Genomic DNA, 15,124 nt, shown 5'->3' with positions numbered 1-15,124 from the left:
GTACCGGCGGCTGCCAGCCGCCGCCCAGCGCGCGTGCGAGCCCCACCTGGGTCTCGAGGGCGCGCGCGGCCAGATCGACGGCCTGGCGGCGCTCGGCGAGCACGGTGGTCTCGGCCGTCAGCACGTTCAGGTAGTTGCCCAGGCCTGCGCCATAGCGCTGCACGGCAATGTCGTAGGCGGATTCGGCGGCGCGCTGGGAGGCGGCCTGTTCGGCCTGCTGGCGTGCGACCGACTGGGCGCTCGCGACCTGGTCGGCCACGTCGCGCACCGCGTCGAGCACGGCCGCGTTGTAGCTCTCGATCGCGGCATCGAGGTCGGCCATCCTGCCGCGCAGGTTCGCGCGCAATCGGCCGCCCTCGAAGATCGGCAAGCGCACTGCGGGGCCCACGCTCCACTGCTCGCTGCCCGACTTGGTGATCTGGCCGAAGCCGAGTGCCGAGAAGCCGGCGAAGGCCACCAGGTTGACGTTGGGATAGAACTGGGTCTTCGCGTTGGCGACATCGCTGGTCGCGGCCTCGACACGCCAGCGTGCGGCAGCGACGTCCGCACGCCGGCCCAGCAGGTCGGCGGGGATCGTGGGCTGCAGCGCGATCGGACGGAGGCCGTCGATCTTCGGCGGCGCGAGCGTCCGGGTGGCGCCGGGCTGGCCCACTAGTGCGTCAAGGGCATTCCGCGCGAAGGCGATCTGCTCGTTCAGCGCCTCGATCTGCTGGCGCGCCTGGGGCAGGCCGCCTTCGCTCTGGAACTGCTCGAGGCGCGTGTCGAGGCCGGCCGAGACGCGGTCGCGCACCAGCCTGAGGGTCTCCTCGCGCTGGGAGAGCGTGCGCCGGGCGACCGCCAGCTGGTCATCGAGGCGGGCCCACTGGACGTAGGCACGCGCCACGTTGCTCGCCAGCAGGACCCGTGCCGCGTCGGCATCGGCCGCAGCGGCATTGGTGCTGCCGACGGCAGCCTCGATGGCGGTGCGGTTGCGACCGAAGAAATCGAGCTCCCAGCTGGCATTGAGCTGCAGCGTGCCGAGCTCCTGCCGCGAGCCGCCCAGCGGCGCGGGGTAGATGTAGTTGCTGCTGAACTTCTGCTTGGTGAGGTCGAGCTGGCCGTCGACCTTCGGCAGGCGGCCGGCCTCGGCAGCGCCGATGGCGGCCTGCGCGCGCTCGAGGCGGGCTCGCGCCACCTGCAGGTCGGGATTGCCCTGGAGCGCCTGGTCCACCAGGGCGTTGAGTTGCCCATCGCCGAAACCCAGCCACCATTGGCTGCCGACGGTGGGCGTGGCCATGGCGGCCGCCTCGGGGGTGAGGCCGATCGAAGCGGCGTCGCGCAGGCTGGCATGCGAATCGATGCGGCCCATGTCGGCGCACCCGGCCAGGAACAGCGCCACGGCGAAGGCGAGCGCCGCCACCGGTCGCCGGGCGGTCTCAGGAAGAAGCGGGATCATTCTTTTCTCCACGGGCCGCGATGGCCTGGGCGTTGTCCAGGAGGCGCCGCAGGTAACTCTTGAGCTGCGTCCATTCCTCGGTGCTGAAGCCGGTGAGGAGTTCGTTCTGCACGCTGCACAGCACGTGGGGCACCTGGCGTGCAGCCTCGCGCCCCTCCTCCGTCAGCTCGATGTTGACCACGCGGCGATCGGAGACCGAGCGAACGCGCCGGCACAGGCCCTTGGCCTCCAGCCTGTCGAGCAGGCGGGTCATGGCGCCGGTGTCGAGCTGGCACTCGCGCGCGAGTTCGGCAACCGTGGTCGCGTGGCCCATGTGCAACTTGAACAAAGGCGCCCATTGCGGGAAGGTCGGGCCGCTCGGCTCCGACATCTGGCTGGCCACCGCCTGCCCCAGCATGGTGGTGATGCGCCGCATCATGTGGCCGACACTCTCCTCGGCGTTGTATGAATCAGGCTTGTAGAACCCGGCCGTCTCTCCCCCGGGATCGGGCAGCGGGGGGGCAGCGGCAGGATCGGTGGAAGCAGGCATGCCGCAAAGAATAGTTGCCGCGACAGTAATTGTCAAGGCGACCTTTGAAGAGGCAAGCGTTCGTTAGAATGCGGCCCCATGGTTTCCCCTCGCTCGTCGCCAGCCGCCAAGGGCGCGCCCAAATCGCTTTCCGGCCTGTCGCCTTTCCTGCGGCCCTATCGCGTCCAGATCGCCCTGGCCGCGGTTTTCCTGGTGCTGGCAGCCATGACCACACTCGTGTTCCCCGTCGCCCTGCGCAGCCTGATCGACGGCGGCCTGGTCGGCGCGGACCGCGGCACGCAGACGATGGCACTGCGCGGCCATTTCCTGGCTCTCTTCGGCGTCGCCGTGGCGCTCGGCGTCTTCTCGGCGGCGCGCTTCTACACGGTGAGCTGGCTGGGCGAGCGGGTCACGGCAGACCTGCGCAACGCGGTCTACGCCCATGTACTGCGCCATAGCCCTGCCTTCTTCGAGACCACCCAGACCGGCGAGGTGCTGTCGCGCCTGACGGCCGACACCACGCTGGTCCAGACCGTGGTCGGGTCGTCGCTCAGCATGGGGCTGCGCAACGCAGTGATGGGCGCCGGCGCGCTGGCGATGCTCGTCTGGACCAATCCTTACGTGATGGTGCAGGTGCTGGGCATCCTGGTGCTGGTGGTGCTGCCCAGCATGTGGTTCGGGCGCAGGGTACGCCGGCTTTCGCGCGCCAGCCAGGACCGGGTGGCCGATTCGAGCGCCATCGCGGCCGAGGTGCTGAACGCCATTCCCGTGGTGCAGAGCTACACGGCCGAGGGGCGTGAGGCAGCGCGCTTCGACGCTTCGACCGACAGCGCCTTCCGCACCGCCGTGCGCCGCACCAGGGCGCGCTCGGTGCTGGTCGCCTTCATCATCATTGCCACCTCCGCGGCGCTGCTGTGGGGGCTGTACCAGGGCACGCAGGCGGTGCTGCGCGGCGACATCACCGCCGGGCACCTGGGGCAGACCGTGGTCTACGTGATCATCCTGGCGAGCGCCGCGGCGGTGCTGGGCGAGGTCTATGGCGACCTGCTGCGCGCGGCCGGCGCCACCGAGCGGCTGATGGAGCTGCTGCACGCGAAGCCGGCAATCGCATCGCCGGCCCGGCCCGTGCCGGCAACGGTCCCGGAGGCCGGGAGTTCGGTGCGCTTCGATCGTGTCACCTTCCACTACCCCTCGCGCCCCGGCACGCCGGCGCTGCGGGACTTCAGCCTGGACATCTCACCCGGGGAAACGGTGGCGCTGGTGGGTTCGAGCGGCGCGGGCAAGAGCACGGTGTTCCAGCTGCTGCTGCGCTACTACGACCCGCAGTCCGGCCGCATCCTGCTCGACGGGGCGCCGCTCGCCGACCTGGCGCTCGACGCGCTGCGCACGCGCATCGGGCTGGTGCCGCAGGACGCGGTGATCTTCTCCGCCAGCGCCTTCGAGAACATCCGCTACGGCCGGCCCGAGGCCAGCGCCGAGGAGGTGCATGCCGCGGCGCGCGCCGCCTTTGCCGACGGCTTCCTGCGGGCCCTGCCCGAGGGTTACGACACCTTCCTCGGGGAGCGAGGCGTGCGCCTGTCGGGGGGGCAGCGCCAACGCATCGCGATCGCGCGGGCCATGCTGAAGAACCCGCCGCTGCTGCTGCTCGACGAGGCGACCAGCGCGCTCGACGCCGAGAGCGAGCGCATGGTGCAGGCCGCGCTGGAATCTGCGATGGCGGGCCGTACCACGCTGGTCATCGCGCACCGGCTGGCGACGGTGCAGAAGGCCGATCGCATCATCGTGCTCGACCACGGGGGCATCGTGGAACAGGGAACGCACGCCGCGCTGGTGGCGCAGAACGGCGTCTACGCTCGCCTGGCCGCGCTGCAGTTCGCCGCCTGAGACGTGCGGCGGCCGCAACGGCCGCCTACTGAAGCGTTTCCTTCAGGGCCGGCGGGAGCGGCAGCGAGAAGACGGAAATGCCCTCCTCCACCAGATCGCGGGCCTCCTCGCGCGTGGCTTGGCCGCGGATGCCACGTTCCTCGGCCTCGCCGTAGTGCATCTTGCGCGCCTCGGCGGCGAAGCGGTCACCGACGTCCTCGGTCTTGGCCATTACCTCGCGCACCGCGCGCAGCAAGCGTCCCTCGGGCGAGTCGTTGTGGGCGACAGCGGGCACCGGGGCGGCGGCGGTCTCGGCGGGCGGCTTGGCGCTGCCGAGGTTCAGGCGCGGCGCGGTGAGCAGCTTGGTGATGGCCGTGTTGCTGCACATGGGGCAGGATACGAGGCCGCCGGCGAGCTGCGTCTCGAAGTCGCCATTGGACGCAAACCAGCCCTCGAAGCCGTGGCCGTGCGCGCATTGGAGATTGAGGACCTTCATCGACCGGATTATCAGCCGCCCGCGGGCGGAGCAGTGACTTGCCAGTCGAGCACCCACGCGCCGGACAGGACGTTCTGCAGCCAGAGCGTGCAGGTCAGGGTCTTGGCATCAGACACGGTGCCGTCGCGGCACCAATCCAGCAATTGCGCGGGCGTGACCGTGGTCGCCTCGACGAACTCCTCGTGATCGAGCTGCTGGCTGCCCCCGGTGAGGCCCCGAGCGAAGTAGATGTGGATGATCTCGGTCGAATAGGCTACCGCGAGGTTCATGGCGCCGGCATGGGCCCACTCGCGTGCCGTGTAGCCGGTTTCCTCCTGGAGCTCGCGCTGGCCGCAGAACAAGGGGTCCTCGCCCGGGTCGAGCTTGCCGGCCGGGAACTCGGTCATCACCCGGTCGATCGGGTAGCGGTACTGGCGCACCATCGCCACGCGCCCATCGTCGAGCAGCGGGACCACCACCACCGCCCCGGGATGGACGATGTACTCGCGGGTGGCGCTCTTGCCATCGGGCAGGCGCACGGTGTCGCGCTTGGCGTGCAGGAAGTTGCCCTTGAAGAGCTGCTCGCTGGCAGTGCCCTCTTCCTTCAGGTGCGCGTCGTCCATGTCAGGCCTCCCGCCGGGCCGCCCCAAGGGAGGCCTCAGCCCCCTCGGGGGGCAGCGAATACACGAAGTGAAAAGCGTGGGGGCTCATGATTTCCGGTGCTTGAGGAGATAGCGCCAGGTAAAGCCGGGGAAGGCGAGCACGACGAACAGCGCCGCCGTCACCGCGTAGAACTCCCAGCCCTGCGGCGCAATCTGGCCGGCTCGCCGCTCGAACAGGAGCCCGATGCCGCCGGCCACGAAATAGAGGATCACCAGTTCGCCCAGTCGCACGGCCAGCGACTTGGCGCGCGCCGCGAGCGGCACCATGCCGAGCAGGCGCTCGTTCAGGAAGGGCAGGTTGGCCGCAAGCAGCGCGACCAGCAGCACCACCCAGACGGACGCTCCCTGCGACACGGCCCTCAGCCGGCCAGCGTGGCGACAATGGCCTTGGCGCACAGCGCCATCAGGCCGCCGGGGACGATGCCCAGGATCAGGATCAGCGCGCCGTTGAGCGCCAGCACGGCGCGCACGTCGCGCGGCGCCGAGACCGTGCTCGCCGTCACCGGGGCATCGAAGTACATGACCTTGACCACGCGGATGTAGTAGAACGCGCCGACCAGCGACATCACGACCGCGAACACCGCCAGCGCGATGTACAGGCCCTGGCCCGAGGCGATCAGCGCCTGCAGCACCGCCAGCTTGGCGTAGAAGCCGACCAGCGGCGGGATGCCCGCAAGCGAGAACATCGCGATGGCCATCACGCCGGCATAGAGCGGGCTGCGCTGGTTGAGGCCGGCGAGATCGGTGATCTCCTCGCTCTCGAAGCCCTCGCGCGCCAGCAGCAGGATGATGCCGAAGCTGGCCAGCGTGGTCAGCACGTAGGTCACGATGTAGAACATCGCGGCGCTGTACGCGAACTGGGCGTTGTAGGTGCTGTTGTTGACCACACCCGCGACCATGCCCAACAGCATGAAGCCCATCTGCGAGATGGTCGAGTAGGCCAGCATGCGCTTGAGATTGGTCTGCGCGATGGCCGCCAGGTTGCCCACCAGCAGCGAAGCGATGGCCAGCAGCGCGAGCATCTGCTGCCAGTCGATCGCCAGCGGCAGCAGCCCTTCGACCAGCAGGCGGATGATGATCGCGAAGGCCGCGAGTTCCGGCGCCGCGCCGATCATCAGGGTGACGGCTGTGGGCGCGCCCTGGTAGACGTCGGGCACCCACATGTGGAACGGAGCAGCGCCAACCTTGAAGGCCAGTCCGGCCACGATGAACACCAGCCCGAAGACCAGCACCTGGTGGTTGACCTTGCGGCTGGCGATGGCATTGAAGACCTCGGTGGTGTCGAGCGAGCCGGTGGCGCCGTACATCATCGACAGGCCGTAGAGCAGGAAGCCGCTGGCCATGGCGCCAAGGACGAAGTACTTCATCGCGGCCTCGCTGGCCACCGCGTTGTCGCGGCGCAGCGCGACCAGCGCATAGCTCGATAGCGTGAGCAGTTCCAGGCCGAGGTAGATCACCAGGAAGTTGCTGCCCGAGATCATCACGAAGATGCCCAGCAGCGAGAACATGCTCAGGGTGAAGAGCTCGCCGCCGCGCAGCATGCCTCGGTCGGCCGCATAGGGCCGGCCGTAGACCAGCGTGACCATCAACGCCACCGAGGCGAAGCACTTGAGCCAGTTGCCCATCGGGTCGCTCACGACCATTCCGCCGAAGCCGTAATGGCTCGTGGCGTCGGTGGCCTGCATGCCGGTGAGCACGGCCACCACGGCCAGCGTCAGCAGGGTGAGCACGTAGGTGCGCGTGCGATGGGTATCGGTCGCGGACAGATCGACCAGGGCGATGATGCAGGCCATGACCAGCAGCACCATCTCGGGGTAGATCGTCATCCAGCTGAGTTTGTCAATCATCTCGTTCTCTTGGGGCGGGCTACTCAGCCTGGGATCTTGGACGTCTGCACGTGGCGCAGCAGCTCGCTCACGGAGGCATTGGTCGCATCGGTGAAGGGCTTGGGATACAGGCCCATCCACAACACCGCGATCGCGAGCAGCGCCAGCATGAGGAACTCGCGGGCGTTGATGTCGTCCAGCGCCTTGACGTGGTCGTTGCCCACCGGGCCCAGGTAGACGCGCTTGTACATCCACAGCGTGTAGGCCGCGCCGAAGATCAGCGCGGTCGCCGCGCCCAGGCCCAGCCAGAAGTTGGCCTGCACGGCGCCGATGATCACCATCCATTCGCCGACGAAGCCGGCAGTCGCAGGCAGGCCGCAGTTGGCCATGGCGAACAGCAAGGCGAAGGCCGCGAACTTGGGCATGGTGTTGACCACGCCACCGTAGTCGGCGATCTGGCGCGAATGCACGCGGTCGTACAGCACGCCGATGCACAGGAACATGGCGCCCGAGACGAAGCCGTGCGCGATCATCTGGACGATGCCGCCCGAGACCCCGAGCTCGTTGAAGATGAAGAAGCCCAGGGTGACGAAGCCCATGTGGGCGACCGACGAGTAGGCCACCAGCTTCTTCATGTCCTGCTGGACCAGCGCCACGAGGCCGACGTAGATCACCGCGACCAGCGACAGCGCGATCATGAGCCAGGCCCACTCGTGCGCAGCGTCGGGTGCGATCGGCATCGAGAACCGCAGGAAGCCGTAGGCGCCGAGCTTGAGCATGATCGCCGCCAGCACGGCCGAGCCGCCGGTCGGCGCCTCTACGTGGACGTCAGGCAGCCAGGTGTGGACCGGCCACATCGGCACCTTGACCGCGAAGGCGGCGAAGAAGGCGAAGAACAGGAAGGTCTGCTCCCTGGCCGTCAGCGGCAGCTGGTGCCAGCTCAGGATGTCGAAGCTGCCGCCCGAGCGGTTGTACAGGTAGATCAGCGCGACCAGCGTCAGGAGCGAACCGAGCAGCGTGTAGATGAAGAACTTGAAGGCGGCATAGATCTTCTTCGGGCCGCCCCAGATGCCGATGATCAGGTACATCGGGATCAGCGTCGCCTCGAAGAAGACGTAGAACAGCACGCCGTCGAGCGCCGAGAAAGTGCCGATCATGAGCCCCGAGAGGATCAGGAAGGCGCCCATGTACTGGTTGACGCGCTCGGTGATCACTTCCCAGGCCGAGATCACCACGATGACCGTGATGAATGCCGTCAGCAGCACCAGCCACAGCGACAGGCCGTCGAGGCCGACGTGGTAGTTGACGTTGAAGCGCTCGATCCAGCTGCCCTTCTCCACGAACTGCATCGCGGCCGTGCCGTTCTGAAAGCGCGTGTAGAGCGGCACGGTGGCAAGGAAGCTCACGATCGAACCGACGAGCGCAATCCAGCGCACGATGCTCGCGTGCTGCTCGCGACCAATGGCCAGCAGCACGGCGCCGAAGACGATCGGCACCCAGATGGCAAGGCTCAACAGACCCATTTTTGTTTTTCTCCAGCGCGCGCTTATCTGTTGAACCAGACGAAATACGTCATGAGGATGAAGATGCCCAGGAGCATCGCGAAAGCGTAGTGATAGATGTAGCCGGACTGCATCCAGCGGACGACGCCGGCAATGCGGCCGATCGCCTTCCAGGAGCCGTCGACGATGGCCCCGTCGATGATCCCCTGGTCGCCGCCCTTCCACAGGCCCATGCCCAGGGCGCGCGTGCCGCGCGCGATGAGGTTCTCGTTGATCCAGTCCATGTAGTACTTGTTCTCCAGCAACCGGTAGACCGGGCCGAAGGCGCGCTTGATGGCTTCCGGCAGCGCCGGATTGACGAGGTACATGTACCAGGCCAGCACCACGCCGGCCAGCGCCAGCCAGAACGGTGGCGCGGTCAGGCCATGCAGCGCCATCGCCATCGGGCCGTGGAAGGCCTCGGCCAGCTCCTTCATGGCGTGGTGCTTGTTGGCGTCGACGAAGATTGCGTCCTTGAAGAACTCGCCGTAGAGCATCGGCTCGATGGTCATGTAGCCGATCACGACCGACGGGATTGCCAGCAGCACCAGCGGCAGCCAGACCACCCAGGGGGACTCGTGCGGCTTGGAATGGTCGCCGTGGTGGCCGTGGTCGGGCTCCGCGTCGGGCTCATGGTGATGCGCATCCGGATTCTGGTCGTAGCGCTCCTTCCCGTGGAAGACGAGGAAGTACATGCGGAACGAATAGAAGGCCGTCACGAACACGCCCGCGAGCACGGCCCAGTAGGCGAAATTGGCGCCCCAGAGATGGCTCTCGTGCACCGCCTCGATGATGCTGTCCTTCGAGTAGAAGCCCGCGAACAGCGGCGTGCCGATCAGTGCCAGCGAGCCCAGCAACGAGGTGATCCAGGTGATGGGCATGTACTTGCGCACGCCGCCCATCCAGCGGATGTCCTGGTTGTGGTGCATGCCGATGATCACCGAGCCGGCGCCAAGGAACAGCAGCGCCTTGAAGAAGGCGTGAGTCATCAGGTGGAAAACCGCCACAGAGTACGCCGAGGCACCCAGCGCGACGGTCATGTAGCCCAGCTGGGAGAGCGTGGAGTAGGCCACCACGCGCTTGATGTCGTTCTGGATGATGCCGAGGAAGCCCATGAAGAGCGCCGTGATCGCGCCGATCACCAGCACGAAGGACAGGGCCGTGTCGCTCAGCTCGAACAGCGGCGACATGCGCGCCACCATGAAGATGCCGGCGGTGACCATGGTCGCCGCGTGGATCAGCGCCGAGATCGGGGTCGGGCCTTCCATCGAGTCGGGTAGCCACACGTGCAGCGGGAACTGGGCGCTCTTGCCCATGGCGCCGATGAACAGGCAGATGCAGATCACGGTGATCAGCATCCAGTCGGTGCCGGGGAAACCCAGCTTGGACAGTTCATCCGCCTTGGCGAACGCCTCGGCGTAATTCAGCGTGCCGGCGTAGGCGGCGATCAGGCCGATGCCGAGGATGAAGCCGAAGTCGCCCACGCGGTTGACCAGGAAGGCCTTGAGGTTGGCGAAGATGGCGCTCGGCTTGTTGTACCAGAAGCCGATCAGCAGGTAGGACACCAGGCCCACGGCTTCCCAGCCGAAGAACAGCTGGAGCATGTTGTTGCTCATCACCAGCATCAGCATGGAGAAGGTGAAGAGCGAGATGTAGGCAAAGAAGCGGTTGTAGCCCTCGTCCTCCTCCATGTAGCCGATGGTGTAGATGTGCACCATCAGCGAGACGAAGGTGACGACGCACATCATCATGGCCGTCAGGCCGTCGACAAGGAAGCCGACTTCCATCCTGATGCCGCCGACCACCATCCATTCGTAGATCGTGGCGTTGAAGCGCGCGCCGTCGACCACGACGCTCTTGAGCGTCATGGCCGAGATGACGAAGGCGATGAACACGCCCAGGATGGTCATCGAGTGCGAGGCCCGGCGGCCGAAGCGGTTGCCGCCGAATTTCGTGCCGAACAGGCCGGCAAGCAGCGAGCCGACGAGCGGCGCCAGGGGAACCGCGAGCAGCGCGGATGCGGAGAGTGTTGCGCTCATGTGATTGTCCTTAACCCTTGAGCGCGTTGAGTTCGTCGACGTTGATGTTCGACTTGTTGCGGAACAGCAGCACCAGCAGCGCCAATCCGATGGCGGATTCTGCAGCGGCCACGGTCAGGATGAAGAACACGAAGATCTGGCCGTGCATGTCGCCCAGGAAGTACGAGAAGGCGACGAAGTTCATGTTGACCGCGAGCAGCATCAGCTCGATGCACATCAAGAGGACGATCAGGTTCTTGCGGTTCAGGAAGATGCCGATCACGGACAGCGCGAAGAGCATCGCGCCGAGCGAGAGAAAGTGGCCGAGCGTGAGGGTCATGCCTTGGTCTCCCCGGCTGCGGGCGCTTCATCGGCCACGGGTTGCGCCGCCCGCGTCACCGGCATCTGCACGATGCGCACGCGGTCGCGTGCCTTCACGCGCACTTGGTCGGCAGGGTTCACGTACTTGCTGTCCTTGCGCGTGCGCAGCGTGAGCGCGATGGCGGCAATGATGGCCACCAGCAGGATGACTGCCGCGATCTCCAGCGGGTAGAGGTATTCGGTGTAGAGCAGCTTGCCGAGCTCCAGCGTATTCGAGGTTTCGGGGCCGGTGGCCATCGGACGGCGCGGCTCGGCCAGGCGGAAGCCGCCCATCAGCACCGCGGCCATCTCCAGCGCAATGAGTGCGCCCACGCCCGCGGCGAGCGGGAAATGCTTCCAGAAGCCCTGCCGCAGTGCGTCGACGTTGATGTCGAGCATCATCACCACGAACAGGAACAGCACCATCACGGCGCCGACATAGACCAGCACCAGCGAGATGGCGAGGAACTCGGCACGCAGCAGCAGCCAGATGGCCGACGCCTGGAAGAAGGCCAGCACCAGGTACAGCGCCGCATACACGGGGTTGCGCGAGGTGATGACGCGGAAGGCCGCGAACAGCAGCACCGCGGCGAACAGGTAGAACAGACCGGTCTTGACGTCCATGGATCGGTTTCGTTGTATTTGTCGGGCCGAGTCCGCCTCAGCGGTACTTGGCGTCGGCCGCCTTGTTGGCGGCGATTTCTTTTTCGTAGCGGTCGCCCACGGCCAGCAGCATGTCCTTGGTGAAGTACAGGTCGCCGCGCTTCTCGCCGTGGTATTCGAAGATGTGGGTCTCGACGATGGAGTCGACGGGGCAGCTCTCCTCGCAGAAGCCGCAGAAGATGCACTTGGTCAGGTCGATGTCGTAACGCGTGGTGCGGCGCGAGCCGTCGTCGCGCACGTCCGATTCGATGGTGATGGCGAGCGCCGGGCACACGGCCTCGCAGAGCTTGCAGGCGATGCAGCGCTCCTCGCCGTTCTCGTAGCGGCGCAGCGCGTGCAAGCCTCTAAAGCGCGGGCTGAGGGGCGTCTTCTCTTCCGGAAACTGCACCGTGATCTTCCGGCTGAAGGCGTATTTGCCGGTGATCGCCAGGCCCTTGAACAGCTCGACCAGCATGAAGCTGGACAGGAAGTCCTTGAGCGAGAACGGAGCGTTCTTGATTGCAGTGGTCGCAGCCATGGCGATTCCAGTTATTTCCAGATGTTGAACGGGGTCTGCATCCAGGCGCCGACCACGACGAGCCACACCAGCGTGACCGGGATGAAGATCTTCCAGCCCAGACGCATGATCTGGTCATAGCGGAAGCGCGGGAAGGTCGAGCGGACCCACAGGAACATGGTGACCACGACAAAGGTCTTGAGCCCCAGCCAGATCCATCCGGGGATGAAGCCGAGGAAGTCGAAGGGTGGCAGCCAGCCGCCGAGGAACAGCACGGCGCACAGGATCGAGACCAGCCACATGTTGGCGTACTCCGCCAGGAAGAACATGGCGAAGCTCATGCCCGAGTACTCGATCATGTGGCCGGCGACGATCTCGGATTCGCCTTCCACCACGTCGAAGGGATGGCGGTTCGTCTCGGCCAGGCCCGAGATGAAATAGACGACGAAGATCGGCAGCAGCGACAGCCAGTTCCACGACAGGAAGCCGATGCCCATCGAGGCGAAGTGGCCCTTGCCCTGCCCCATCACGATGTCGGTCATGTTGAGGCTGGCGGACACCATCAGCACCACGACGAAGCAAAAGCCCATCGCGATCTCGTAGCTCACCATCTGCGCCGAGGCGCGCAGCGCGCCGAGGAAGGCGTACTTGGAGTTCGAGGCCCAGCCGGCAATGATCACGCCGTAGACCTCGAGCGAGGTGATGGCCATGACGAAGAGCAGGCCGGCGTTGATGTTGGCCAGCGCGACCTCGGGGCCGAAGGGAATCACGGCCCAGGCGGCGAGCGCCGGCATGATGGTCATGATCGGCCCCAGCAGGAACAGGCCCTTGTTCGCGACCGTGGGGAGGATGATCTCCTTGGTCAGCAGCTTGAGCGCATCGGCAATGGGCTGCAGCAGGCCGAGCGGGCCGATGCGATTCGGGCCCAGACGGATCTGGGTGAAGCCGATGGCCTTGCGCTCCCACAGGGTGAGGTAGGCCACGGCGCCCATCAGCGGCAGTACCACGACCACGATCTTGATCAGCGTCCAGATGACCGGCCAGGCGACAGAGGTCCACCACGGGGCCGCAACCAGGCCGAGGCCGAAGCCATGAAGGGTGTCGATCATGCGAGCACCTCCTGCGCGAGCCCGGCATGCGCGGCGCGTGCATCGGCGGTGAGCTGGAGCGAGGGCGCACGGCGCACGATCGAATCGAGCTGGTAGATGGAGGCGACCGCGGGCGCCGCGGCCGGCGCGGCGCGTTCGCTGTCAGCCCGCGCCCCGGTGGCATTGCTCAGCCTGTCGGCGGGCAGCAGGCCTTGTTCCAGCCCGATGTCGGCCTGCACCTCGGCTACCGACTCGAAGGAGAAGCCCGGCAGGCCCAGCAGGTTGGCCAGCACACGCAGCACCTTCCAGGCCGGGCGTGTCTCGCCCAGCGCCTTGACCACGGCGTGGAAGCCTTGCACGCGACCCTCGGCATTGACGAAGCTGCCGGGCGTTTCGCTGAAAGGCGCGATCGGCAGCAGGACGTCGCTGAACTCGAGATTGGCCTTGAAGGGGCTCAAGGTCACGACCATCTGGGCATGCGTGAGCGCATCGGCCGCCTTGGTGCCGGCCGCCGAGTCGAAGACCGGCTCGGTGTTGAGCAGCAGCACGGCCTTGAGCGCGCCCGACAGCATCTCGCCCGCGTTCAGCCCCGCATCCATCGGCAATGCGCCGACGAGTTGGGCACCGACTGTATTGGCAGCCTCGGTCAGATAGCCGACGCTGGCGCCGGTCTGGGTACCGATCCAGTTCGCCAGTGCCAGCAGCGCGCCGGCTTCGGCGTGGTGGGCAGCCGCATTGCCGAGCAGGATGGCCTTGCGCTCCCCGCCGAGCAGCGAGGCAGCGATGGCCTTGGCTTGGTCGCCGGCTTCGGCAGAGCAGGTGACGGGGGCGGCGGCACCGGTCGTCGCGGCGATCGCGCCGGCGACCTCGGCGAGCGCGTCGATCCAGTCGTGCGCCGGCACGCGCACGGCATTGGCGACGGGCATTGCCCAGGCTTCATCGTCGGCCAGCAGCTCGGGCGACGTGATCGCGCTCAGCGCCCCGCCCTTGCGCACGGCCTGACGAATGCGCTGCGCGAACAGCGGATGGTCCTTGCGCAGATTGCTGCCGATCACAAGCACGCGCTGCAGTTGCGACAGCGAGGCGATCGAGGTGCCCAGCCAGCGTACGCCCTCGAAGGCGCGGAACTCGGCATGGCGCAGGCGGTGGTCGATGTTGGCGCTGCCCAGGCCCTGCATCAGCAGCTTGGCCAGGTGCAGCTCTTCCAGCGTGCTGTGCGGGCTCGCCAGCGTACCGATGCTGTGCGCGCCGTGGTCTGCCTTGATCTGCTTGAGACCGTTGGCCACGTATTCGAGCGCGGTCTGCCAGTCGACCTGCTGCCACTGTCCGCCCTGCTTCAGCATGGGCTGCGTCAGGCGCTCCGGCCCGTTCAGCGCCTCGTAGGAGAAGCGGTCGCGGTCGGCGATCCAGCACTCGTTGACGTCTTCGTTCTCGAGCGGCACCACGCGCATCACGCGGTTGTTCTTGACCTGGACGATCAGGTTGGCGCCCGTCGAGTCGTGCGGGCTCACCGACTTGCGGCGCGACAGCTCCCAGGTCCGGGCGCTGTAGCGGAAGGGCTTGCTCGTGAGCGCGCCGACCGGACAGATGTCGATCATGTTGCCCGACAGCTCGGAGTCGACCGAATCCCCGAGGAAGGTCTCGATCTCGGAATGCTCGCCGCGCTGGGTCATGCCGAGCTCCATCACGCCGGCCACCTCCTGGCCGAAGCGTACGCAGCGGGTGCAATGGATGCATCGGCTCATCTCTTCCATGCTGATGAGCGGACCTACGTCCTTGTGGAAGACCACGCGCTTTTCTTCCTCGTAGCGCGAGGAGGAGGCGCCGTAGCCCACCGCCAGGTCCTGCAGTTGGCACTCGCCGCCCTGGTCGCAGATGGGGCAGTCGAGTGGATGGTTGATCAGCAGGAACTCCATGACCGACTGCTGGGCCTTGATGGCCTTGTCGCTCTTGGTGCGCACGATCATGCCCTGCGTCACCGGCGTGGCGCAGGCCGGCATCGGCTTGGGCGCCTTTTCGACGTCGACCAGGCACATGCGGCAATTGGCCGCGATGCTGAGCTTCTTGTGATAGCAGAAGTGCGGGATGTAGGTGCCCGCCTTGTCGGCCGCATGCATGATCATGCTGCCTTCGACGATGTCGACCTTCTTGCCGTCGAGTTCGATTTCAACCATGTCTTGTTTTCTCGC

The 15,124-nt window shown here is 66.6% G+C and carries 14 protein-coding genes; 1 reads left to right on the top strand and 13 read right to left on the bottom strand.

Annotated features, from left to right (window positions below):
• Together APY03_RS18330 and APY03_RS18325 are read right to left on the bottom strand one after the other, a co-directional pair.
• Positions 1–1,435 (bottom strand): efflux transporter outer membrane subunit (locus tag APY03_RS18330; RefSeq protein WP_083944456.1); only part of this gene is annotated, 1,435 nt, incomplete at its 3' end.
• On the bottom strand, positions 1,416–1,964 hold the full coding sequence (locus APY03_RS18325) for a MarR family winged helix-turn-helix transcriptional regulator (RefSeq protein ID WP_083944450.1): 549 nt from the start codon (positions 1,962–1,964) through the stop codon (positions 1,416–1,418). The genes APY03_RS18330 and APY03_RS18325, both read right to left, overlap by 20 nt.
• Before the next feature lie 78 nt (positions 1,965–2,042).
• Between APY03_RS18325 and APY03_RS18320 the strand changes: the two genes are divergently transcribed.
• Positions 2,043–3,827, top strand: coding sequence for an ABC transporter transmembrane domain-containing protein (locus APY03_RS18320; protein WP_068678790.1), 1,785 nt, complete (start codon positions 2,043–2,045; stop codon positions 3,825–3,827).
• 25 nt (positions 3,828–3,852) lie between these two features.
• Here APY03_RS18320 and APY03_RS18315 read toward each other — a convergent pair whose 3' ends face one another.
• The 11 genes from APY03_RS18315 to nuoG all read right to left on the bottom strand — a co-directional run bounded on the left by APY03_RS18315 (position 3,853) and on the right by nuoG (position 15,109).
• The gene (locus tag APY03_RS18315; RefSeq protein WP_068678788.1) at positions 3,853–4,302 is read right to left on the bottom strand and encodes a DUF1178 family protein; all 450 of its coding nucleotides are present in this window, start codon (positions 4,300–4,302) and stop codon (positions 3,853–3,855) included.
• Positions 4,303–4,313: 11 nt separating this feature from the next.
• Positions 4,314–4,904 (bottom strand): NUDIX domain-containing protein, encoded by a 591-nt coding sequence (locus APY03_RS18310; RefSeq protein WP_068678786.1) that lies wholly within the window; start codon positions 4,902–4,904, stop codon positions 4,314–4,316.
• An 84-nt stretch (positions 4,905–4,988) separates the two neighbouring features.
• The gene (locus APY03_RS18305) at positions 4,989–5,297 is read right to left on the bottom strand and encodes a DUF2818 family protein (RefSeq protein ID WP_068678784.1); all 309 of its coding nucleotides are present in this window, start codon (positions 5,295–5,297) and stop codon (positions 4,989–4,991) included.
• Between the two features lie 5 nt (positions 5,298–5,302).
• A complete protein-coding gene (nuoN, locus tag APY03_RS18300; RefSeq protein ID WP_068678782.1) occupies positions 5,303–6,790 on the bottom strand; it encodes an NADH-quinone oxidoreductase subunit NuoN in 1,488 nt (495 codons plus the stop codon).
• A 23-nt stretch (positions 6,791–6,813) separates the two neighbouring features.
• On the bottom strand, positions 6,814–8,292 hold the full coding sequence (locus APY03_RS18295) for an NADH-quinone oxidoreductase subunit M (protein WP_068678780.1): 1,479 nt from the start codon (positions 8,290–8,292) through the stop codon (positions 6,814–6,816).
• Positions 8,293–8,315: 23 nt separating this feature from the next.
• On the bottom strand, positions 8,316–10,349 hold the full coding sequence (gene nuoL, locus APY03_RS18290) for an NADH-quinone oxidoreductase subunit L (protein ID WP_068678778.1): 2,034 nt from the start codon (positions 10,347–10,349) through the stop codon (positions 8,316–8,318).
• A gap of 10 nt (positions 10,350–10,359) precedes the next feature.
• Positions 10,360–10,668: an NADH-quinone oxidoreductase subunit NuoK gene (gene nuoK, locus APY03_RS18285; RefSeq protein WP_028248920.1), complete on the bottom strand. Its 309-nt coding sequence runs from the start codon at positions 10,666–10,668 to the stop codon at positions 10,360–10,362.
• Positions 10,665–11,312 carry an NADH-quinone oxidoreductase subunit J gene (locus tag APY03_RS18280; RefSeq protein WP_068678776.1) on the bottom strand — a complete coding sequence of 216 codons (648 nt, stop codon included), beginning with the start codon at positions 11,310–11,312 and terminating at the stop codon, positions 10,665–10,667. The genes nuoK and APY03_RS18280 overlap by 4 nt, the downstream gene beginning before the upstream one ends.
• 37 nt (positions 11,313–11,349) lie before the next feature.
• On the bottom strand, positions 11,350–11,868 hold the full coding sequence (nuoI, locus tag APY03_RS18275; protein WP_068678774.1) for an NADH-quinone oxidoreductase subunit NuoI: 519 nt from the start codon (positions 11,866–11,868) through the stop codon (positions 11,350–11,352).
• An 11-nt stretch (positions 11,869–11,879) separates the two neighbouring features.
• Entirely contained in the window at positions 11,880–12,956 is a 1,077-nt protein-coding gene (gene nuoH, locus APY03_RS18270) for an NADH-quinone oxidoreductase subunit NuoH (RefSeq protein WP_068678772.1), read from the bottom strand.
• Positions 12,953–15,109, bottom strand: a complete 2,157-nt coding sequence (gene nuoG, locus APY03_RS18265) for an NADH-quinone oxidoreductase subunit NuoG (RefSeq protein WP_068678770.1) — start codon at positions 15,107–15,109, stop codon at positions 12,953–12,955. The genes nuoH and nuoG overlap by 4 nt, the downstream gene beginning before the upstream one ends.
• Between the last annotated feature and the right edge of the window lie 15 nt (positions 15,110–15,124).

The organism is Variovorax sp. WDL1, assembly GCF_001541225.1.
Lineage (GTDB): Bacteria > Pseudomonadota > Gammaproteobacteria > Burkholderiales > Burkholderiaceae_C > Variovorax.
Note: the sequence above shows the minus strand (reverse complement) of the source record. Positions and strands in the feature narration are given on the sequence as shown.